Consider the following 20357-nt stretch of genomic DNA (forward strand, 5'->3'; position numbering starts at 1 on the left):
AACCATCCGGTAGGGGATCCCACGGTGCCGAGAATCCGTGGAGACCCCGATGTCCCGTCCGGCACCCCGCTCATAGGGTTGTCACAGGTTTTCGGCCAGGGGGACAACCAGGGGGACACCGGAAAGGGCCGGAGCGACATCGTCGCTCCGGCCCTTTCGCCGTCCGCCCGAGGGCGGGAGGCTGGTGCTACTTGGTCAGCGGCTCCAGGGTCGGGTCGTTGGCGTACGCCTCCGCCGCGTTCTCCTTGGTCACGATGACCGGCTTCAGCAGGTAGGCCGGGACGACCTTCGCGCCGTTGTTGTAGGAGGTCGGGTCGTTGATCTCCGGCTTGTCGCCCTTCTGGAGGGACGAGACCATCGCGACGGCCTGCTTCACCAGGTTGCGGGTGTCCTTGTTGATGGTCGAGTACTGCTCGCCGGCCATGATCGACTTGACCGACTCGGCCTCCGAGTCCTGACCGGTGACGATCGGCACCGGCTTGCCTGCGCCCTTCACCGAGGTGATGATGGCGCGGGCGAGGGTGTCGTTCGGGGAGAGGACGCCGTCGAGCTCGGTCGACGCGTAGTTGGCCGCGAGGAGGGTGTCCATGCGGGTCTGCGCGTTGGCCGGCAGCCAGCCCTGAGTGGCGGTCTGCTTGATGTCGGTCTGGCCGGAGACGACCTTCAGCGTGCCGTCATCGATCTTCGGCTGGAGGATCTTCATGGCGCCGTCGAAGAAGACCTTCGAGTTGGCGTCGTCCGGCGAACCGGAGAAGAGCTCGATGTTGTAGGTCTTCTTGTCCGGGTACTTGGCCTTCATGCCGTCGAGGAGGGCCTGGCCCTGCAGCTCGCCGACCTTCTCGTTGTCGTACGCGACGTAGTAGTCGACGTCCTTCGTGTTGAGGATGAGGCGGTCGTACGCGATGACCACGGCGCCCGCGTCGTGGGCCGCCTTGGCCTGTGCGGCGAGCTGGCCGCCGTCGACGGCGCCGATGATGATGACCTTGGCGCCGTTGGTGATCATCGACTGGATCTGCGACTGCTGGTCGGAGACGCCGGAGCCGCCGGCGTACTGCACGTCGGCCTTGAAGCCGGCGTCCTTGAGGTCCTTCTCGAACAGGCCACCGGCGAGCACCCAGTTCTCCGACGTCTTGGTCGGGAGGGCGACTCCGATGGTCGAGTCCTTGGGGAAGCCGGCCGCGGTCGACGAGCCGGACGAGCCGTCACGGCTCGAGCAGCCCGTGAGGGCGAGCGCGGCGGCAGCTGCGACAGCCACTGTCGCGAGTGCGAATTTGCGCATGGCGTTTCTACTTTCTGTGTGTTGGATGGTGCAGGTGTGAGGTGAAGTCAGTTCGTCAGTGAACGGGACGAGGCCTCGGCGGAGTCGTCCGCGGGGACCACGGCGGGCTGGTCGGCGCCGACCGCGTCGGCCTCCTGCTTCTTGCCGCCGCCGAACATCCGGCCGATCAGCGAGGGGCCGCCGCGACGCTTCGAGTAGACATCGATGCCGACCGCGATGAGCAGGACGAGCCCCTTGATGATCTGCACCTTGTCGCTCGTGACTCCCAGCAGCTGGAGGCCGTTGTTGAGGACCGCGATGACCAGACCACCGACGATGGAGCCGGCGACGGTGCCGATGCCGCCCGAGACGGCCGCGCCGCCGATGAAGACGGCCGCGATGGCGTCGAGCTCCCAGCCGAGACCGTCCTGCGGGCCGGAGGAGACCGAGCGGGCCACGGCGATCATGCCCGCAAGCGCGGCGAGCACCGACATGTTCATCATGACGAAGAAGTTGATGCGCTTGATCTTCACGCCCGAGAGCTCCGCCGCGTGCCAGTTGCCGCCGACCGCGTAGATGTGACGGCCGAAGATCGTGCTGCGGGTGACGAACGAGTACACGATGATCAGGACGCCGAGGATGACACCGGCGACCGGGAAGGAGGTGCCGACGCGGCCGCTCGCGAACAGGAAGGTGAAGTACACGACGACGGCGCCCAGGACCAGGACCTTGAACACGCTCACCCAGAGCGGCGCCTTCTCGGAGCCCATCTTGGTCTGGTTGTGGCGCGTGCGGACCTCGAGCAGCACGATCGCGACGACCACGATCAGGCCGAGCAGCAGCGTCGAGTTGTTGAAGCCCGTGTCGGGGCCCCACTCGGGGAGGAAGCCGCCGCCGATGAAGGTGAAGCCGTCCGGCACCGGGATCGTGTTCGCGTTGCCGATGAACTGGTTGAGACCGCGGAAGATGAGCATGCCCGCCAGCGTCACGATGAACGCCGGGACGCCGACGTAGGCGACCCACCAGCCCTGCCAGGCGCCGATCACGGCGCCGATCACGAGCCCGAGGATGATGGCGAGGGGCCACGGCATGTGCCATTGCGTCATCGCCTGGGCGACCACGATGCCGACGACGGCCGCGACGGATCCGACCGACAGGTCGATGTGCCCCGCGATGATCACCATCACCATGCCGATCGCGAGGACCAGCACGTAGGCATTCTGGTTGACCAGGTTGATGAGGTTCACCGGGTCGAGCGTCTTGCCGCCCGTGACGATCTGGAAGAACACCACGATGACGACGAGCGCGCCCAGGATGCCGAACTGGCGCCCGGTGGACTGGCCGCTGCCGAACATCTTGCCGAGGTCGCGGATACCCCCGGACTTCTTCTTCTCGGAAATCTGTGTGGTCATGGTTATGCCGTCACCCTCTTCTTGGCGGATGTCATGCTCTTCAGGAGCGCTTCGGGGGTCGCTTCCGCGATCGGGAACTCGTTCGTGATCTGACCTTCGAAGATCGTGTAGATCCGGTCGGAGATGCCGAGGAGCTCGGGGAGCTCCGAGGAGATGACGATGACGCCCTTCCCCTGCGCGGCCAGCTGCTGGATGATGCCGTAGATCTCGTACTTGGCGCCGACGTCGATGCCGCGGGTCGGCTCGTCGAGGATGAGGAGGTCCGGGTCCGTGAACATCCACCTGGCCAGGACGACCTTCTGCTGGTTGCCGCCCGAGAGCGTGCTGACCCCGCGGTCGACGTCCGGCGTCTTGATGCGCAGGCTCTTGCGGTACTCCTCGGCGACCGCGTACTCCTTCAGGTCGTCGACGACGCCGTGCTTCGCGATCTTCGTCAGCTTGGCCGCGACGATCGACTGCTTGATGTCGTCGATGAGGTTGAGGCCGAGCACCTTGCGGTCCTCGCTGACGTAGGCCATGCCGTTCGCGATCGCCTCGGAGACGTTGCGCACCTGGATCTGCCGGCCGTCCTTGTAGATCTCACCGGAGATGAAGTTGCCGTAGGAGCGGCCGAAGACGCTCATCGCGAGCTCGGTGCGGCCGGCGCCCATGAGGCCGGCGAAGCCGACGATCTCGCCGCGGCGGACGGTGAAGCTGGAGTTCTTGACGACCAGGCGGTCCGGCACCTGCGGGTGCTGGACGACCCAGTCGCGCACCTCGAAGAAGACCTCGCCGATCTTCGGCGTGTGCTCCGGGAAGCGGCTCTCGAGCGTGCGCCCGACCATCCCGCGGATGATGCGGTCCTCGTCCACGCCGTCGGCCTTGACGTTGAGCGTCTCGATGCTGCGGCCGTCGCGGATGATCGTGATCTCGTCGGCCACGCGCTCGATCTCATTGAGCTTGTGGCTGATGATGATGGAGCTGATGCCCTTGCTCTTCAGACCCAGGATGAGGTCGAGCAGGTGGGCCGACTCGGCCTCGTTCAGCGCGGCGGTGGGCTCGTCGAGGATGAGCAGCTTCACCGACTTGTTGAGCGCCTTCGCGATCTCGACCAGCTGCTGCTTGCCGACGCCGATGTTCTTGATCTGCGTGTCCGGGTCGTCGGAGAGGCCGACGCGCGCGAGAAGCTCGACGGCGCGGGACTTGGCCTCGTTCCAGTTGATGACGCCGCCGCGACCGGGCTCGTTGCCCAGGAAGATGTTCTCGGTGATCGAGAGCTCCGGGATGAGGGCGAGCTCCTGGTGGATGATCACGATGCCCTGCTGCTCGCTGGACTTGATGTCCTTGAACCGCATGACCTCGCCCTGGTAGACGATGTCGCCCGAGTAGGTCCCGTACGGGTACACGCCCGAGAGGACCTTCATGAGAGTGGACTTGCCCGCACCGTTCTCGCCGCAGATCGCGTGGATCTCATCGGCCTTGACGGTCAGGGACACATCCTCCAGCGCCTTGACACCGGGGAACTCCTTGGTGATCGCGCGCATCTCGAGGATGACTGCGTTCGACGACATCGTCGCTCCTTGGTTTCGGATTGTTGCCACGCATGTTCGGTCATGCGCCTAAGTAGTAAACGCTATGTCTGGTCTTGGCGTCAAATAGTGAAGACAACGAGACGGTAACGGTTTGCGTGACGTGCACGGTACGCCTTCGCGGAGGGCGGGGCTACTCCGCGCCCGCGAGGGCGTTCTGGATGACGAGGGCCGCGGCGCCCAGCGACTCGGCGCGATCGCCCAGCGACGACACGCTCACGGTCGTCGTGTCGGCGATGATCGGGATCGCGTTGTGCTGGATCCCGCGCCGGATCGGCTCCAGCAGGGCGTCGCCCAGGCCCACCAGGGGACCGCCGATCAGCACCAGCTCGGGGTTGATGACGTTGGCGATGCTCCCGATCGCCTGGCCGATCGCCTGCCCGGCGTCGCCCACGACGCGCAGCGCCGCCGGATCGCGCTCGAGGCCGCGGCGCAGGATGTCCGCGGTCGTCACCGGCTCCGTCCCGCTCCGGCCGAGGGACTCGATCATGACCGTCGTCGAGGCCACCGTCTCCAGGCACCCGCGGTTGCCGCACCGGCAGATGACGCCGGGGTCCACGACGGGCGTGTGCCCCAGCTCCCCCGTGATGCCGAGGTAGCCGTAGTAGGTGAGGCCGTTGATGATCAGCCCGGCGCCGATGCCCGAGCCGATCTTGACGAAGATGATGTTGCGCACGCCGCGATGGGCACCCCAAGTGACCTCGCCCAGCGCACCGAGGTTGGCGTCGTTGTCGAGCACGACCGGGAAGCGGAAGGCGTTCTCGAGGTCGCGGAGGTTGACCCCGACCCACTCCGGCAGGATCGCGCCCTGCAGCACCGTGCCGGTGCGCCGGTCGATGGGACCGGGGATGCCGATGCCGACCGAGAGCACCGACTCGCGGTCGTGGCCGCCGTCGGCGAGCATGCGATCGAGCAGGTCGGAGGCGTCGGCCACCGCCCCGGTGACGTCGTAGCCGAGCGGGAGGGCGAGCTCCTGCTCCGCCAGCACCTCGTACCCGAGCGTGCAGAGCACGATGCGCACGTGGCGGCGGCCGAAGTCGACGCCGACCGCGATGTCTCCGGTGTCGCTCAGCTGAACGAGCAGCGCCCGCCGACCGCTGGAGGTGACAGGTGTCGTGGTGACGACGCCTTTGACCGCCATGTCCCGGACGATGTTCGAGACGGTGGCGGTGGACAGCCCCGTCCCGCGCGCCAGCTCAGCCTGGGTGGAGGGGCCGTTCGCCAGGAGGAACTCGACGAGGCGCTCCTGGTTCAGGTGCCTCAGTGCGCCCTGCGACCCGGGATTGCGAGCGCCACGGGGCACGAGGCCCGGAGTGGCGGTCATAGGGATAAGCGTGAATCATCCTCGGGTTGGAGTCAAGCTGTGAACGTAACGGTCAGCTGTCACGCTGCTGAGAGAGCTCCCACACGAGCGGGAGCTCCTGGCCGTCCACTCCGCTGCCGAGCCGCTCGAAGTGGTCGACGTGCCGGTTGATGGACTCCTGCCAGCGCCGATTGGCCGGATCGTCCTCCAGCGCCGCCATCGCGGCGGCGAAGTCCTCGCACTCCACGAGGTGGAACAGGTGCCGCCCGCTCCGCCAGATCGCCCAGTCGCGGATGCCGAGGCGGCCGAACGACGCGACCAGGTCGTCCGGGATGGCGGCGTGGGCCTCGTCGTAGGCGAGCTCGTGTCCTTCGCGGAGCACGGAGTGGAGGGCGACGCGCATGCGGGTGCTCCTTCGGTGGGTCGTCGTCAGTCGACGAGGGTCGGCAGGAACTCGTGTGCGCGGAGCGACTCCGGGATCATCTCCATCCCGATCCCGGGGGCGAGCGGCGCACGGTAGCGCCCGCGGTGCAGCTCGACCGGGGTGACGAAGTGCTCGTGCAGGTGCTTCGTGTATTCGATCATGCGCCCCTCCTGCGAGCCCGACACGGCGACGTAGTCGAACATCGAGAAGTGCTGCACCGCCTCGCAGAGGCCGACGCCTCCGGCATGCGGGCAGACCGGGACGCCGAACGCGGCCGCCAGGAGCAGGATCGCGATGTTCTCGTTGACCCCGGCGACGCGGGTGGAGTCGATCTGGACGATGGAGGCCGCGCCGGCCTGGAGCAGCTGCTTGAACAGCACCCGGCTCATGCCGTGCTCGCCGGTGGCGATCGGCACGGGGGCCACCGCCCGGGCGATGGCCGCGTGCGCGAGCACGTCGTCGGGACTCGTCGGCTCTTCGACCCAGGCCAGGCCGAACGGCTCGAGGGCGCGGATCCATTCGATCGCCTGGTCGCGGTCCCAGCGCTGGTTCGCGTCGATCGCGATGCGGATGCCCGGCCCGACCGTCTCACGGGCGATGCCGAGGCGGCGGATGTCGTCGCCGAGGTCGTCCCCCACCTTGAGCTTGATCTGTTCGAAGCCGTCGTCGACCGCCTCACGGGCGAGCCTCCGGAGCTTGTCGTCGGAGTATCCGAGCCAGCCCGGCGTCGTCGTGTAGCCGGGGTAGCCGAGAGCGATCAGGTCGGCCTCGCGCTCCGCGCGGCCCGGTTCGGCGCGGCGGAGGATCTCCAGCGCCTGCTGCGGCGTCAGCGCGTCGCTGAGGTAGCGGAAGTCGACCAGGTCGACGAGCTCCTCCGGCGTCATCCGCGCGAGCAGCTGCCAGAGCGGGAGCCCCGCGCGCTTGGCCTTGAGGTCCCAGAACGCGTTCACGACGGCGCCGATGGCCATGTGCATGACGCCCTTCTCCGGGCCCAGCCAGCGCAGCTGCGAATCGTGCACGAACTCGCGCCAGAAGCCGCCGAGATCGCTGAGGACGCTCTCCACGTCGCGCCCGATGACCCGGTGCGCGACCGCGTCGATGGCGGCGACCTGCACGTCGTTGCCGCGGCCGATGGTGAACACGAAGGCGTGACCCTCGTGCCCGTCGCCGGCATCCGTGGTCACGCGCAGGTAGGCGGCCGAGTAGTCGGGGTCGGGGTTCATCGCGTCCGACCCGTCGAGCAGGGCGGACGTCTCGAACCGCACGTCCAAGGTCTCGAAGCCGGTGACGATGCTCACGCCGTTGTCCTTTCGTTCGGCTGTCGGCAACATCCTATTGGATATAGGTGAAGGATGCCAGCATTATCGATGACGTTGAATTCCTATAGGAAATAGCAATAGGATGGGCTCGACCCCGCGTCAGCGAGCGAAAGGACCCTCGATGCGATTCATGCGACTCGGAGCGCCCGGAGCGGAGATCCCCGCCGTGAGCGACGGGACGACGACGTGGGACCTGCGCCCGCTCACCGCGGACATCGACGGGGCGTTCCTCGCCTCGGACGGCCTGGCTCGCGCGAGCGCGGCCGCGAACGGCGGGACGCTGCCGGTCCTCGACGCGGCCGGCCTCCGCTTCGGCGCGCCCATCGCACGCCCGCAGGCCGTCATCTGCATCGGCATGAACTATGCGGCGCACGCACGGGAATCGGGTGCCGAGCCGCCGAAGGACATCGTCGTGTTCTACAAGCACCCCAACACGGTGGTCGGGCCGAACGACGACATCCTGCTGCCACCCGGCTCCACCACGACGGACTGGGAGGTCGAGCTCGCCGCCGTCATCGGCGCGCGCGCCCGCTACCTCTCCTCCGCCGAGGAGGCCCTGGACCACATCGCCGGATTCGCCGTGGCGAACGACGTCTCGGAGCGCGAGTACCAGCTCGAACGCTCCCTCGGGCAGTGGAGCAAGGGCAAGAGCTTCGAGACCTTCAACCCGCTCGGACCGTGGCTCGTGCCGGCCGCGGAGGTCGGCGACGGCTCCGGCCTGCGGCTCTGGTCACGCGTCGGCGGCGAGACCCGCCAGGACTCGAGTACGAGCGACCTGATCTTCGGGGTCGCCGAGATCGTCTACCGCCTCAGCCAGTTCACCGTGCTCGAGCCCGGAGACCTGATCAACACGGGCACGCCTGAGGGCGTCGCGCTCTCCGGCCGCTTCCCGTATCTCGCGGCCGGCGACGTGGTCGAGGTCGGCATCGAGGGGCTGGGCGCGCAGCACAGCACCGTCGTCCCCGCCTGAGCCGCCCCGATCGCATCCCTCCCGCACATACGAAGGAGACACCGATGTCCCAGCACTTCGACGGCCTGGTGGCCGCGGTCACCGGCGGCGCCTCCGGCCTCGGCCGGGCGATCGCCGACGAGCTCGCGGCGCAGGGCGCCCGCGTGTACGCGCTCGACCTCGACCCCTCGGGCGTCACCGCGCCGCACACCGGCATCCGGTGCGACATCGGCGACGATGCCTCCGTGCGTGAAGCCGTCGCCGCGGTGGTCGGCGACGCCGGACGGCTCGACGTGGTGGTCGCCAACGCCGGCATCGGCGCGCAGGGAGACGTCACGGCGAACGACGACGACGAGTGGGCGCGTGTGCTCAACGTGAACGTCGTCGGCTCGGCCCGCACCGTCCGCCACGCGCTCCCCCACCTCCAGGAGTCACCGGCGCCCGCCATCGTGTTCACCAGCTCCATCGCGGCGTGGGCGGGGCTGCCGCAGCGTGTGCTGTACTCGGCGTCGAAGGGCGCGATCTCGGCCATGACGCTGGCGATTGCTGCCGACTGCCTCCCGCTCGGCATCCGCGTCAACGCGGTCGCCCCCGGCACGGCCGACACTCCGTGGGTCGGCCGGCTGCTCGATTCCGCCACCGATCCCGACGCCGAGCGTGCGGCGCTCGAGGCGCGGCAGCCGAGCGGCCGCCTGGTCCAGCCGCAGGAGGTCGCGGAGGCCGTCGCCTACCTCGCGTCGCCCACCTCGGGCTCCACCAACGGCGTCATCCTGGCGGTCGACGGCGGCATGTACTCGCTGCGGCCGCGCCGCTGAACACGCCTCGCTGCGGCCGCGCCACTGAAACGTCCGCAGCCTATTCGTGTTCGGCCGACTCCAGGCTCGCCGCGATGCGGTGATACGACCGCGTGATGTGGTCGAGCATCGCGGCCTCGGCGGCCGCGGCATCCCCGCTTCGCAGCGCCTCCAGTACGGCCTCGTGCTCGCCGGAGGTCTCGTCGACCACCCCGTGCTTGAAGTAGATGCGGTACTGGTGCATGTGCGAACGGAGGCGCGAGATCGCGTCGGCCAGGAGCACGTTGCCGGAGTGCTCCGCGATGATGCGGTGGAACTCGGAGTCCTGGTTGGCGAAGTCCTTGTAGTCCTTGAAGCGGTCCTCGCCGGTCTGCGATGCCTCGCCGCTGCGGTGCATCTCCTCGCAGAGCTGCTCGAGCTGGTCGAGAGTCTGCTCGTCGAGCTCACCGGCGGCGTTGCGCGTCGCATACGGCTCCAGCAGCCGCCGCATCTCGAACAGCTCCCGCAGGCCGTCGCTGTCGAGCAGAGGAGCCGCCGTGTATCCCTTGAGGGCCTTCTTGACCACGAGCCCCTCGGACTCGAGGCGGGCGAGCGCCTCGCGCACGGGGGTCGGCGAGACGCCGAGCTGCCGGGCGATGCCGTCGATGCTGGCGCGGCTCCCCGGCTCGATCACCTGGTCCATGAGCAGCCCGAGCACGGCGTCGTACACGTCGTCGGCGAGAGCTCGTCGTGCGGGCAGGAAATGCTCGCCTCTCACCTCGTTCGAGGTGTCGGATTCGATGCTCATGTGCACATCCTAGGTCGCGTGGTGGGTTCCGAGAGGATAGAGGATCGACGATCGTCCGTCACAGTACCCCGCTCGCGGCGAGCTCGCCCCACAGCTCCTCGGGCACCGACGCGTCGGCGAGCGAGGCGTTGCGGACGATCTGCTCCGGCGCGTCCGCCCCCATGACCACGGTCGCGACGGCCGGGTGCCGCAGCGGGAACTGCACGGCCAGCTGCGGCACGGTGACGCCGTAGGGCGCCGCGATGTCGGCGATGCGGTTCGTGCGCTCCACCACGGAGGCCGGCGCCGAGCTGTAGTCGAACTTCGCTGCAGCGACCGGACGATCGGTCGCGAGGATCCCCGAGTTGAAGACCGCGGCGACGGCGACGGAGACGCCCCGCTCGAGGGCGGCGGGCAGCAGGTCCTCCTCCGCGGCGTGGTCGAGCAGGGTGTAGCGCCCGGCGCACATCACGATGTCGAGGTCGGTCTGCTGGACGAAGCGGGTCAGCATCGCCGACTGGTTCATCCCGGCGCCGTAGGACCGGATGACGCCCTGCGACCGCAGCTCCTCCAGTGCGGGGAACGCACCCTCCAGCGCCTCCCGCTCGTGCTCGTCGGGATCGTGCACGAACAGCACATCGATGCGGTCGACGCCGAGCCGCCGCAGGGAGTCCTCGACCGAGCGCAGGACGCCGTCGCGGGAGTAGTCGAACCGGCGGCGGAGGGTCGCGGGCACCGCGAAGAGGTTCGCGATGTCCGTGTCTCCGGCGCGGTAGTCGGGGTTCGGCTCCAGCAGCCGCCCGACCTTCGTGGAGAGCACATAGTCGTCGCGCGGGCGGCCGCGCAGCCCCTCCCCGAGCCGCTCCTCCGACCGCCCCAGTCCGTAATGCGGGGCCGTGTCGAAGTAGCGGACGCCGGCGTCCCAGCCGGCGGGCACGATGCGCGGCCACTCCTCGTCGCGCCGCGGTGCGTACAGATCTCCCAGGGCGGCCGCCCCGTAGCCGATCGGACCGACCGTGAGGCCGCCGCGACCGAAATCCCGCGTGCCCCTGTTCGTCGTCGCCTGCGCCATCGTCACGCCACCCGCCTGTCCTCGATCGCGTCGAGATCCCACCGTATGCCGAGACCCGGCTCGTCCGACGGCACGCCGTGCCCGTCGCGGACGGTCATCTCGGCCGTTGTGATCGCGCGCAGCTGCGGGATGTGCTCCAGGTAGAGCGCGTTGGGCACCGCGCAGCACAGCGAGACGTGCAGCTCCATCAGGAAGTGCGGGGCGACCGCGACGTTGAACGCCTCCGCGAGGTGCGCGACCTTGAGCCACGGCGTGATGCCGCCGACGCGCGCCACGTCGACCTGCACGATCCCGGCGGCGCCGCGCTGCAGGTACTCCCGGAAGTGCCCGACGGAGTACATCGATTCGCCTACGGCGATCGGCACGCTGGTGGACTCGGCGAGCCGCCCGTGGCCGGCGACGTCTTCCGCCGGCAGCGGCTCCTCGAACCAGAAGATGTCCAGCTTCTCGAACAGGGCTGCGCGACGGATCGCCTCCGCGGCCGTCAGCGACTGGTTGGCGTCGACCATGATGTCGAGGTCGTCGCCCACGGCGTCCCGCACGGCGGCGAGCCGCTCGTAGTCCTCGTGCCCGCGCGCCTTGCCGACCTTGATCTTCACGCCGCCGAGCCCGCGTGCACGCGACTCCAGGGCCTGCGCGACGAGCTCCTCCGTCGAGAAGTGCAGCCAGCCACCCTCGGTGTCGTAGAGCGGGATGCTCGGCTGCGCCCCGCCCGCGGCGACCCACAGCGGCACACCCGCCGTCCTGGTGCGTGCATCCCACACGGCGGTGTCGACCGCAGCGAGGGCCAGCGAGGTGATCGGCCCGACCGTCGTGGCGCGCGTCGCGTTGAACATCGCCCGCCACACCTCCTCCGGCCGGTTGACGTCGAGTCCGGTCACGACCTCCAGCAGGGTGGTGCGCAGGAGGCTGAGCACGGCCGGGCCGCCGGTGCCGATCGTGTAGCTGTAGCCGAGGCCGTCCACGCCGCCGGCCGTCCGCAGGCGCACGAAGATCGTCTCCTGCTTGAGGAACGATTGCACGGCGTCCGTGCGCACGGTCTCGACGGCGAGGTCGCTGAGCCACGCGTCGGCTCCGACGATCGTGCCGGCCGCGGTGCGCGTGTCGGGCGGGGCGAGGGTCATGGTCGTTCTGCTTTCTCTGGAGGGCGGGATCAGCGGCCGCCGAAGCCGCCCAGCGCGACGCCCTTGATGAGCTGGCGCTGGAGCACGGCGACGATGATCAGCGACGGGATGATCGCGAGCGTGGAGGCCGCCATCATCAGGCTCCACTGCGTGCCGTGCTCGCCGGTGAACATCGAGAGACCGAGGGGCACGGTCGCGAGGTCCTGGCTGTTGATGATGATCAGCGGCCACAGGTAGGAGTTGTAGTAGCCGACGAACGAGAAGACGCCGAGCACCGACAGCGGAGCCGCGAGCTGCGGGAGCAGCACCGACCACAGCGTGCGGAAGCGGGAGGCCCCGTCGATGATCGCGGCCTCTTCGAACTCGATCGGGATGGTGAGGAAGAACTGCCGCAGCAGGAAGGTCCCGAACGCGGTGAACGCGAACGGCACGATCAGGGCGACGTAGGTGTCGACCAGGCCCAGCTGGTTCATCATGATGAACAGCGGGACCACCAGCACCTCCTGCGGGAGCACGAGGGTGAACACGTACAGCAGGAAGATGCGGTCGCGGTACTTGAACCGCAGGCGTGAGAACGCGTACGCGCTCAGCACCGCGACGATCACCGACAGCAGGGCGCCGCACACCGCGACGAAGAACCCGTTGAAGATGAACCGGCCGAACGGCACGAGCGTCCACGCGTCCACGAAGTTGGACCACTTCACCTCCGACCCGATGAACGACGGCGTGGGCGAGAACACCTCGCTCTCCGGCTTGAGGGCCGAGAAGAACATCCAGATGAACGGAAAGGTGAAGAGCAGCGCGACGACGGCGAGCACCAGGGTGTTGAGCCAGGTCTTCGCGACGACGGCCTTCTGGGCGCGGCGCATGCGCGGCTTCGGGCGCATCCGCTCCGGGGTGCGGACGGACTCACTTGTCATAGTTGACCCACCTCTTCTGTCCCGCGAACTGGAGCGCGGTGATGAGCATGACGACGATGAAGAGCATCCACGCGAGCGCCGACGCGTAGCCGAGCCGGTCGAAGACGAAGCCGTTGCGGTACAGGTAGAGCACGAAGGTGTTCGTGGACTCGCCCGGACCGCCCTGCGTCAGGATCTGCGGCTGCACGAACACCTGGAACGCGCCGATCATGGTCATCGTCATGGTGAAGAACAGCGACGGCGACAGCATCGGCAGGATGATCCCCTTGAGCCGCTGCCAGGCATTGGTGCCGTCCATCCGCGACGCCTCGAGGATCTCCTTCGGGATGCCGCCGAGCCCGGCCGAGAGCACGATCACGTTGTAGCCGAACGACTGCCAGACCGACATCGCGATGACGGAGGCGAGGGCGAAGCGGGAGTCGGAGAGCCAGCTGGGGCCGTCGACCCCGATGCCCGCCAGCGCGGAGTTGACGATGCCGTTGTCACTGAGGAGGAGTCGCCAGACGAGCGCGTTGGCGACCATCGGCGTGATGGCGGGGAGGAAGAAGATGACCCGCCAGAACCCCGCGAACTTGACCCGCGTGTTCAGCCACAGCGACACCGCGAGCGCGAGGACGAGGTTCAGGGCGGTGTAGACGAAAGCGAAGATCACCGTGTTGAAGAGGACGGTGTAGAACGTCGGGTCCGAGAAGAGCTTCTGGTAGTTCGCGATGCCGACGAAGGTCGGCGAGCCGAAGAGGGGCCACTCGAAGAGGCTGATCACCAGCGAGCCGACGAGCGGCACGACGATGAAGAAGACGAAGCCCGCGAGCCCCGGCCACAGGTACGCCAGCGCGGTGAGACCGTCGCCGCGGCGCTTCTTGCCGCCCGCGCGAGGCGGCGAGGGATGGGGGACGTGGAACGGGCGCGTCGGGGGCGCGGCGGGCGCCGCCGTCTCGTCGGAGACGGCGGCGCCCGTGATCAGCGGAGAGGACATGCTGCCTACTGCCCCACCGAGTTCTGGATCGTGCTCAGCACGTCCTTTGCGGTCTTGTCACCCCGGTAGCCCTCGACGCCGTACTGGGTGAACAGGGTCTCCACCTGGTTCCAGGTGGGCGTGGTGAGCTGTGCGGTGGCGTTCTTCAGGAGCGCCTGCACGGCCGCATACGCCTCCGGCGACTTGCCCTCCGCCCAGGCGGACTGCGCGTCGGCGCGGGAGGGGACGATGCCGCGCTTCTCGGCCTGGCCCTTGAGCACGCTCGTGTCGGTCATCGCGACGATGGCCTTGAACGCGGCGTCCGGGTTCTTGCAGTTCTTCGCGATGCCGAAGCCGGAGCCGGCCGTCATGCCGTGCGCGTCTCCCGACGTGCTCGGGACGATGGTGACGCCCATGTCGAACTTCGCCGCATCCGCGAAGGTGCCGTACATCCACGGGCCCTCGATGAGCATGTCGACGGCACCGGAGGTGAAGGCCGCCTGCGACGCGTCGGAAGCGTCGGCCGCCTCGGGGGCCTTGGCGATGCCGTCCTTGTTCACCAGGTCGAAGTACGACTGCACCTGGTCGACGAGCTTCGAGTTCGTCAGGTCGAGCTTGCCGCCCTTGACCGCCTCCGCGCCGTCGGCGATGGCCCAGGCGTTCGGGATGAAGAAGCCCGGCGCGATCGCGAGCGCCTTGTGGTCGCCCGTGGTCAGCTTCTTGGCGTCGGAGAGGAACTGCTCACGCGTGTAGGTCGTGCTGGGCAGGTCGAGGCCAGCGGCCGTGAAGGCGTCCTTGTTGTAGTAGAGGACGATCGGCTCGGCGTCGTAGGGGATGGCGCGGATGGTGCCGTCGACCGTCATGCCCTTGAGCATCGAGGAATCGAATGCCGACGTGTCGAGCTTGTACTTCTTGATGAGGTCGTCGAGCGGCATGAGCAGCCCCGAGAGCTCCTGGGCGCGCGCGGCCTGCGTGGTGAGCAGGCACGGCGGGTTGGAGCCGCTAAGACGGGTCTTGACCTTGGTCCAGTAGTCGTTGAAGCTCGGGCCCTCGATCGTGACATCGAGCGAGGGGTCGACCTTCTTGCCCAGGTCGATGAAGCCCTGCCACTGGTCGCGGTCGCTCTGGCTGCTGACCCAGGTGTACATGGCGATGGGGCCCTTGGCGTCTGCTCCGCCATTGCCGCCGGAGCATCCGGCCAGGGCGGCGAGCGCGCCGGCCATCAGGACGGCGGTTCCGAGACGGACCGCCTTGCGCGTGCTTCGTGGTGTCACTTGCTGTGCCTCCTTCATTGGATTCATCACTGTGATCGTGCGGGGGGTCACGCGAAGTCGATCGCGATGACGTCGATGGGGGCGCCGGATGCGTCCGGCGCCGGGATGTGAAGCTCGCCGAGCGGGTCCTGCCCGGGGGCGGGCTGCTCGTGCACCTCGAGGTTGACCTCGTACGGGAGGTGCTCGCCCGTCGCGAGCAGGCGGACCCCGCTCACCCGGCCGACCGGGATGCCGCGCACGACGACCTCCTCGATCGGGCGCAGCACGAGATGCAGGTAGAGCGTGCCGGGTCGCGCGGTCGAGGGGCCGTAGAAGTCGACGCCCTGCGTGGGCGACACGTCCACCACGCTCTCGGAGTGCACGTCCATCCACACGCCGATCTCCTCGAGCGTCGCCACCTGCGATTCGTTGAGGCTCCCGTCGCCCTTCGGGCCGATGTTGAGGAGGAGGTTGCCGCCGCGGCTCGCGACCTCGATCAGCGTCGTGATCAGCGACGTCGTGCTCTTGCTCTTGGTGTCGCCCGGCCGCCATGCCCACATCTGGCCGATCGTGAGGCAGAGCTCCCACGGGCCCGACGGGGCGGTGACGGGGAACCCCTGCTCGGGCGTCGAGTAGTCGCCCTGGCCGAGCAGACGGTCGTTGATGACCACGTCGGGCTGGAGGGACTTGATCAGGGCGCGCAGTCCCGCGCTGTCCCACTCCTCCTCCGACCGCTCCCATTCGCCGTCGAACCAGAGCAGATCGATCGTGCCGTAGTCCGTCAGGAGCTCGGTGAGCTGGCGGCGCAGGTACCGCTGGTAGCGCGCCCACTGCTCGGGCGTCGATCGGCGGTGCGTGTCGTCGGCGATCGGGCGGCCCGCGTTCGCGGGATACCCGGCGGCCGGCCAGTGTTCCTCGGCGTAGGGTCGGTCGGCCATCGTGAAGGCCGGGTAGTCCGGGTGGTTCCAGTCCGGAAGGCTGTAGTAGATCCCGACGCGGATGCCCTCTGCGCGGATGGCCTCGACGAATTCCCGCGTCACGTCGCGCCCGAACGGCGAGTGCTCGATGCCGAAGTCCGACTCCGCCGTGTGGAACATGGAGTATCCGGCGTGGTGGCGGGCCGTGAAGACGACGTAGCGGGCGCCCGCCCGCTTGGCGAGACGGGCGAGCGCGACGGCATCCCATTCGACCGGGTTGAACGTGGGGGCGCTCGACTGGTACCCCTCGACCGAGACGGAGTCCTCGACTCCGTCGGAACCGGGGATGATGGAACGGCCCACCAGCGGCCAGGAGATCTCGATCCCCTGCTGACTCGCGTGGTCCCAGTGGACGAACAGGCCGAAGCCCGCGCCGATGAACCACTCCCCGCCGGGCAGCGTGAAGTCGGTCGGGCGCACGAAGGACGCGGGCGGTGCGGCGAGTGCGGTAGTCACAGCGTGGCTCTCCTTTGAGTCGTATGGCTATTGCCTATAGGATATGTGAAGACAGCAATCCTCACAATGCATTCAATGAAGAAGGAGCATCAGAGCGTGGCAATGTTCAAAGACGACCCCGTCCGCCCCGAGAACTACCGCCGCTTCGAACGGGACGTGCCGGAATGGTTCACGGACGCCAAGCTCGGTGTCTTCGTGCACTGGGGCCCCTACTCCGTGCCCGCCTGGGCGGAACCGATCGGCGAGCTCGGCACCATCGAGAAGCAGTACTGGTTCACGCACAACCCGTACGCCGAGTGGTACTTCAACACCATCCGCATCGAGGACAGCCCCGCGGCCGAGCACCAGCGCGAGGTCTACGGTGGCGCGCCCTACGACGACTTCCTCGACCAGTGGAACCCCGACGAGTTCGACCCCGAGGAGTTCCTCGCCCTGGTCAAGAGCACCGGTGCCGGCTACTTCGTCCCCACCACCAAGCATCACGACGGCGTCACCCTGTGGGACGCGCCCGGCACCGACGGCCGCAACACGGTGGCCCGCGGCCCCAAGCGCGACCTGATCGGCGCCTTCGAGAAGGCCACGCGCGACGCCGGACTGCGCTTCGGCGTCTACTACTCGGGCGGGCTCGACTGGCACTTCTCGCAGCTGCCTCCGATCACCGACGAGGGCCAGGAGTTCGGCCGCCCGGTCGACGCCGCCTACGCCGAGTACGCCTACGATCACGTCGTGGACCTCATCGACCGCTACTCCCCCGACGTGCTCTGGGGAGACATCGAGTGGCCCGACGCCGGCAAGCCCTCGGGCCCGTTCAGCATGGAGAACCTGTTCGAGAAGTTCTACGCCGCGAGCCCCGAGGGCGTCGCGAACGACCGCTGGGGGGAGACGCACTGGGACTTCCGCACCAGCGAGTACCAGAACGGGACCAGTGTGGAGGGCACCGGCGCGTGGGAGAACTGCCGCGGCATCGGGTTCTCGTTCGGCCACAACACACAGGAGGACGAGCGTCACCTGCTCAGCGGCCCGGCCGCAGTCGCCACGTTCGTCGACATCGTCTCGCGCGGCGGCAACCTGCTGCTGAACGTGGGCCTCACCGCGCGCGGCACCGTGCCCGATCTCCAGCGCCGCACGCTCGAGCACCTCGCCGCCTGGAACGCGGCGAACGGCGACGCCGTCTTCGGCAGCCGCCCGCTCGATGCCGGCATCGCGGGCCCGTCGGACGAGCCGTGGGTGCGGTGGACGCGCACGGGCGGCATCGCGAACGCGTTCGTGGACGCGACCGGCGACGTGCGCCTGACCGGCGTCTCGGAGGCGGTGGATGCGGCGAGCGCCCGCCTCGCCGACGGCACGCCTCTGGCGGTGACCCGCGACGGAGACGCCCTCGTGGCGCGCCTCCCGGAACCCGCCGTCGCCGGCCCGGTCCTCGTCCGCTTCGAGCTGGCCGACTGAGATGGCGGTCGACGCCCACCTGCACCTCTGGGACCTCGAACGGGTCGAGTATCCCTGGCTGACCTCCGCGCTCGCACCGATCGACCGGACGTTCACGTTCGCCGAGGTGGAGCCGCTGCTGGCGCAGGCGGGCGTCGACCGCGTCGTTCTCGTCCAGGCCGCGAACTCCGTGGACGACTCCGCGGCGATGTTCGCGGTCGACTCCCCGCGGGTGGCCGGGGTGGTCGCCTGGGTCGACCTTCTCGTCCCCTCCGTCGCCGCGCGGCAGGTCGAGGAGTGGAGCGCGCATCCGACGTTCGTCGGCGTCCGGCACCTGATCCACGACGAGCCCGACCCGGACTGGCTCGGCCGGCCGCCGGTGCGCCGCTCCCTGGCGCTGCTCGCCGAGCGCGGCCTCTCCTTCGACGTGATCGGTGTGCTCCCCCGCCACCTGGAGCACGCCCTCGCGATCGCGGACGAGCTGCCCGGGCTGCAGCTCGTGATCGACCACCTGGGCACCCCGCCGGTCGGAGCCACATCCCGCGAGCCGTGGGCGGGCCTCCTCTCGGCGCTCGCGGAGCGTCCCAACGTCGCCGTCAAGCTCTCCGGCCTCACCACTCTCGGCGCCGCCGGGCAGGCGTCGGCCGCCGACCTGCGCCCGTTCGCGGACCACGCTCTGGCGGCCTTCGGTGCGGAGCGGGTGCTGTACGGCGGCGACTGGCCGGTCTCCACCCTCGCGGGGCCGTACGCCGCGACCTGGGAGACGGCCGCCGAGCTGATCTCCGGACTCAGCACGACCGAGCGCGCGCAGATCCTGGGAGGGACGGCGGAGCGCGTCTACCGTCTCGGCGGCCGCTGAGCCGCTCCGGGAGCCCACCTCTCCGGGATACTGGACGGGTGAACGATCGCCTGGTCCGCAACATCCCCGTCCAGACCGCGCTGGAGGCGTGGGCCGACCGCAAGGAGGCCCGCACCTTCTCGAACGTGCTCCGGCAGTGCGTCGCGGGTGAGCTGCTGCTCGACATCAGCGCCTCCGTCTTCGCCGACCCGTCCGCGGGGTTCCGGCCCGGCGACACCCTGGCGCTCGCCAAGCAGACGGACGCCGCAGGCAAAGACCTCCTCGTCGCCTTCACGAGCAATGAACGCCTCGCCGCCTACCGCCGCGGTGCCGAGTTCCGGTCGCTCGCCCAGCCGGCCTGGTCGGTACTCGCCGAAGCGATGTCCCGCGCCGACGGCCTCGCCCTCGACCCGGGCGACGACGCCCTCCTCATCGCCTACGCCGACGAGCTGCGAGGCCAGGTGACCGACGAGCCGGGTCGCAACGCCGCCCTGAAGAACGCCCTCGTCGACCGCGATCTCCCCTGGCCCGCGTTCCTCCAGCTGGTCACCGCCGCACCGGTCGTCTACGTCGGCCTCGACGAGGGCCCCGGCGCCATCCCCTCCGCCGTCGGGCAGGACGGCGACCTCTTGCACCCGGTCTTCACCTCCCCCGCCGAGGTCTTCGCCTGGTCCCCCGGCCTCACCGCCCGCGGCACCACCGTCGCCGCGGTCGCCCGCGTCGCCCGCGAAGACGGCTACGCGGGCCTCCTCCTCGACCCTGCCGGCCCGTCTGCGGTGCTGCGGCTCGACGAGGTGGACGCCGCGAGCTGACCACCCCCTAAGATCGTCGCATGACGGCGCTCTCGATCCTGGCGTTCGCCGGGCTCTGCCTGGTGCTCGCGCTCACGCCCGGCCCCGACACGTTCCTCGTACTGCGGTACAGCATGGGTCGAGCGCGCGACGGGTTCGCGGCCGCGGCCGGGTGCGCCGCCGGATCGCTCGTCTGGGCGGCGCTGGTGGCGGTCGGGCTCGCGACGCTGCTGGAGCAGTCCGCCGAGCTGTTCCGGGTCGTGAAGATCGTGGGCGGCCTCTACCTCATCTACCTCGGCGTGTCCGCGTTCCTGGCGACCCGCCGCAGCGCCCGCGCCGCCGCGGCCGGGCCGGTCGGCGACGCGGCCGCGGAGGATGTCGGGGGCGGTGCCGCTCCCGCGGTGCGCCGCCGCGGCTCCACCCCGAGCCTCCTCGCCGGTCTGCTCTCCACCCTCCTGAACCCCAAGGTCGGCTTGTTCTTCCTCGCCGTCGTGCCCCAGTTCGTCTCGGCCCACGCCGGCTTCGGCGAGACCATGCTGCTCGGTGCCGTCGACGCAACGATCGGCGGCCTCTACCTCGTCGCCATCACCCTGCTCGCCTCCCGCATGGTCGCCTGGCTCAAGCGCCCGCGGGTGACCCGCGTGCTCGAGCGCGTCTCCGCCGGCATCCTCGCGGCGCTCGGGATCGGCACGGTGGTCGCCGGCGCCGAGGGGTGAGGCGCCGAGGGAACGGTCAGCCTGCGCGTTCCTGCGG

Annotated in this window: 19 protein-coding genes; 6 read left to right on the forward strand and 13 right to left on the reverse strand. The window is 69.2% G+C overall.

Going from position 1 to position 20357, the window contains the following annotated elements; genetic code table 11:
• Positions 1-187 precede the first annotated feature (187 nt).
• The 6 genes from LLS1_RS00200 to LLS1_RS00225 form a co-directional block, all read right to left on the reverse strand.
• Complete coding sequence (locus LLS1_RS00200) at positions 188-1279, reverse strand: sugar-binding protein (RefSeq protein WP_223358822.1); 1092 nt, start codon at positions 1277-1279, stop codon at positions 188-190.
• A gap of 47 nt (positions 1280-1326) precedes the next feature.
• The gene (mmsB, locus tag LLS1_RS00205) at positions 1327-2670 is read right to left on the reverse strand and encodes a multiple monosaccharide ABC transporter permease (protein WP_226653089.1); all 1344 of its coding nucleotides are present in this window, start codon (positions 2668-2670) and stop codon (positions 1327-1329) included.
• Between the two features lie 2 nt (positions 2671-2672).
• Complete coding sequence (gene mmsA, locus LLS1_RS00210; protein WP_223358820.1) at positions 2673-4220, reverse strand: multiple monosaccharide ABC transporter ATP-binding protein; 1548 nt, start codon at positions 4218-4220, stop codon at positions 2673-2675.
• A 151-nt stretch (positions 4221-4371) separates the two neighbouring features.
• Positions 4372-5562, reverse strand: coding sequence for an ROK family transcriptional regulator (locus tag LLS1_RS00215; RefSeq protein ID WP_226653090.1), 1191 nt, complete (start codon positions 5560-5562; stop codon positions 4372-4374).
• A 52-nt stretch (positions 5563-5614) separates the two neighbouring features.
• A complete protein-coding gene (locus LLS1_RS00220; protein ID WP_226653091.1) occupies positions 5615-5944 on the reverse strand; it encodes an L-rhamnose mutarotase in 330 nt (109 codons plus the stop codon).
• Positions 5945-5970: 26 nt separating this feature from the next.
• Entirely contained in the window at positions 5971-7263 is a 1293-nt protein-coding gene (locus tag LLS1_RS00225; RefSeq protein WP_226653092.1) for an enolase C-terminal domain-like protein, read from the reverse strand.
• 142 nt (positions 7264-7405) lie between these two features.
• On the opposite strand from LLS1_RS00225, the gene LLS1_RS00230 reads away from it, so the two are divergent.
• Together LLS1_RS00230 and LLS1_RS00235 are read left to right on the forward strand one after the other, a co-directional pair.
• Positions 7406-8254, forward strand: coding sequence for a fumarylacetoacetate hydrolase family protein (locus LLS1_RS00230; protein ID WP_226653093.1), 849 nt, complete (start codon positions 7406-7408; stop codon positions 8252-8254).
• Between the two features lie 44 nt (positions 8255-8298).
• A complete protein-coding gene (locus tag LLS1_RS00235) occupies positions 8299-9048 on the forward strand; it encodes an SDR family NAD(P)-dependent oxidoreductase (RefSeq protein WP_226653094.1) in 750 nt (249 codons plus the stop codon).
• A 40-nt stretch (positions 9049-9088) separates the two neighbouring features.
• On the opposite strand, the gene LLS1_RS00240 is transcribed toward LLS1_RS00235, so the two are convergent.
• The 7 genes from LLS1_RS00240 to LLS1_RS00270 are packed head-to-tail and all read right to left on the reverse strand — an operon-like array spanning position 9089 to position 16550.
• Entirely contained in the window at positions 9089-9814 is a 726-nt protein-coding gene (locus LLS1_RS00240) for a GntR family transcriptional regulator (RefSeq protein WP_226653095.1), read from the reverse strand.
• 58 nt (positions 9815-9872) lie between these two features.
• Positions 9873-10865: an aldo/keto reductase gene (locus tag LLS1_RS00245; RefSeq protein WP_226653586.1), complete on the reverse strand. Its 993-nt coding sequence runs from the start codon at positions 10863-10865 to the stop codon at positions 9873-9875.
• Between the two features lie 2 nt (positions 10866-10867).
• Entirely contained in the window at positions 10868-11989 is a 1122-nt protein-coding gene (locus LLS1_RS00250) for a mandelate racemase/muconate lactonizing enzyme family protein (RefSeq protein ID WP_226653096.1), read from the reverse strand.
• A 29-nt stretch (positions 11990-12018) separates the two neighbouring features.
• Complete coding sequence (locus LLS1_RS00255; RefSeq protein ID WP_226653097.1) at positions 12019-12909, reverse strand: carbohydrate ABC transporter permease; 891 nt, start codon at positions 12907-12909, stop codon at positions 12019-12021.
• Positions 12899-13885: a carbohydrate ABC transporter permease gene (locus tag LLS1_RS00260; RefSeq protein ID WP_226653098.1), complete on the reverse strand. Its 987-nt coding sequence runs from the start codon at positions 13883-13885 to the stop codon at positions 12899-12901. The genes LLS1_RS00255 and LLS1_RS00260 overlap by 11 nt, the downstream gene beginning before the upstream one ends.
• Positions 13886-13890: 5 nt before the next feature.
• Entirely contained in the window at positions 13891-15138 is a 1248-nt protein-coding gene (locus LLS1_RS00265) for an ABC transporter substrate-binding protein (RefSeq protein ID WP_223358810.1), read from the reverse strand.
• A 47-nt stretch (positions 15139-15185) separates the two neighbouring features.
• Positions 15186-16550, reverse strand: a complete 1365-nt coding sequence (locus LLS1_RS00270; RefSeq protein ID WP_226653099.1) for an alpha-L-fucosidase — start codon at positions 16548-16550, stop codon at positions 15186-15188.
• A 75-nt stretch (positions 16551-16625) separates the two neighbouring features.
• Here LLS1_RS00270 and LLS1_RS00275 point away from each other — a divergent pair, with 75 nt between their 5' ends.
• From LLS1_RS00275 to LLS1_RS00290, 4 genes are read left to right on the forward strand one after another with little or no spacing between them, the layout of a single operon-like run.
• Positions 16626-17996, forward strand: a complete 1371-nt coding sequence (locus LLS1_RS00275; protein ID WP_226653100.1) for an alpha-L-fucosidase — start codon at positions 16626-16628, stop codon at positions 17994-17996.
• A gap of 1 nt (position 17997) precedes the next feature.
• Complete coding sequence (locus tag LLS1_RS00280; protein ID WP_226653101.1) at positions 17998-18834, forward strand: amidohydrolase; 837 nt, start codon at positions 17998-18000, stop codon at positions 18832-18834.
• A 38-nt stretch (positions 18835-18872) separates the two neighbouring features.
• Positions 18873-19625 carry an SseB family protein gene (locus tag LLS1_RS00285; RefSeq protein WP_226653102.1) on the forward strand — a complete coding sequence of 251 codons (753 nt, stop codon included), beginning with the start codon at positions 18873-18875 and terminating at the stop codon, positions 19623-19625.
• A 20-nt stretch (positions 19626-19645) separates the two neighbouring features.
• Entirely contained in the window at positions 19646-20320 is a 675-nt protein-coding gene (locus LLS1_RS00290) for a LysE family translocator (protein WP_226653103.1), read from the forward strand.
• Positions 20321-20357 lie beyond the last annotated feature (37 nt).

The sequence above is a fragment of the Leifsonia sp. LS1 genome, assembly GCF_020521355.1.
Classification (GTDB): Bacteria; Actinomycetota; Actinomycetes; order Actinomycetales; family Microbacteriaceae; genus Leifsonia.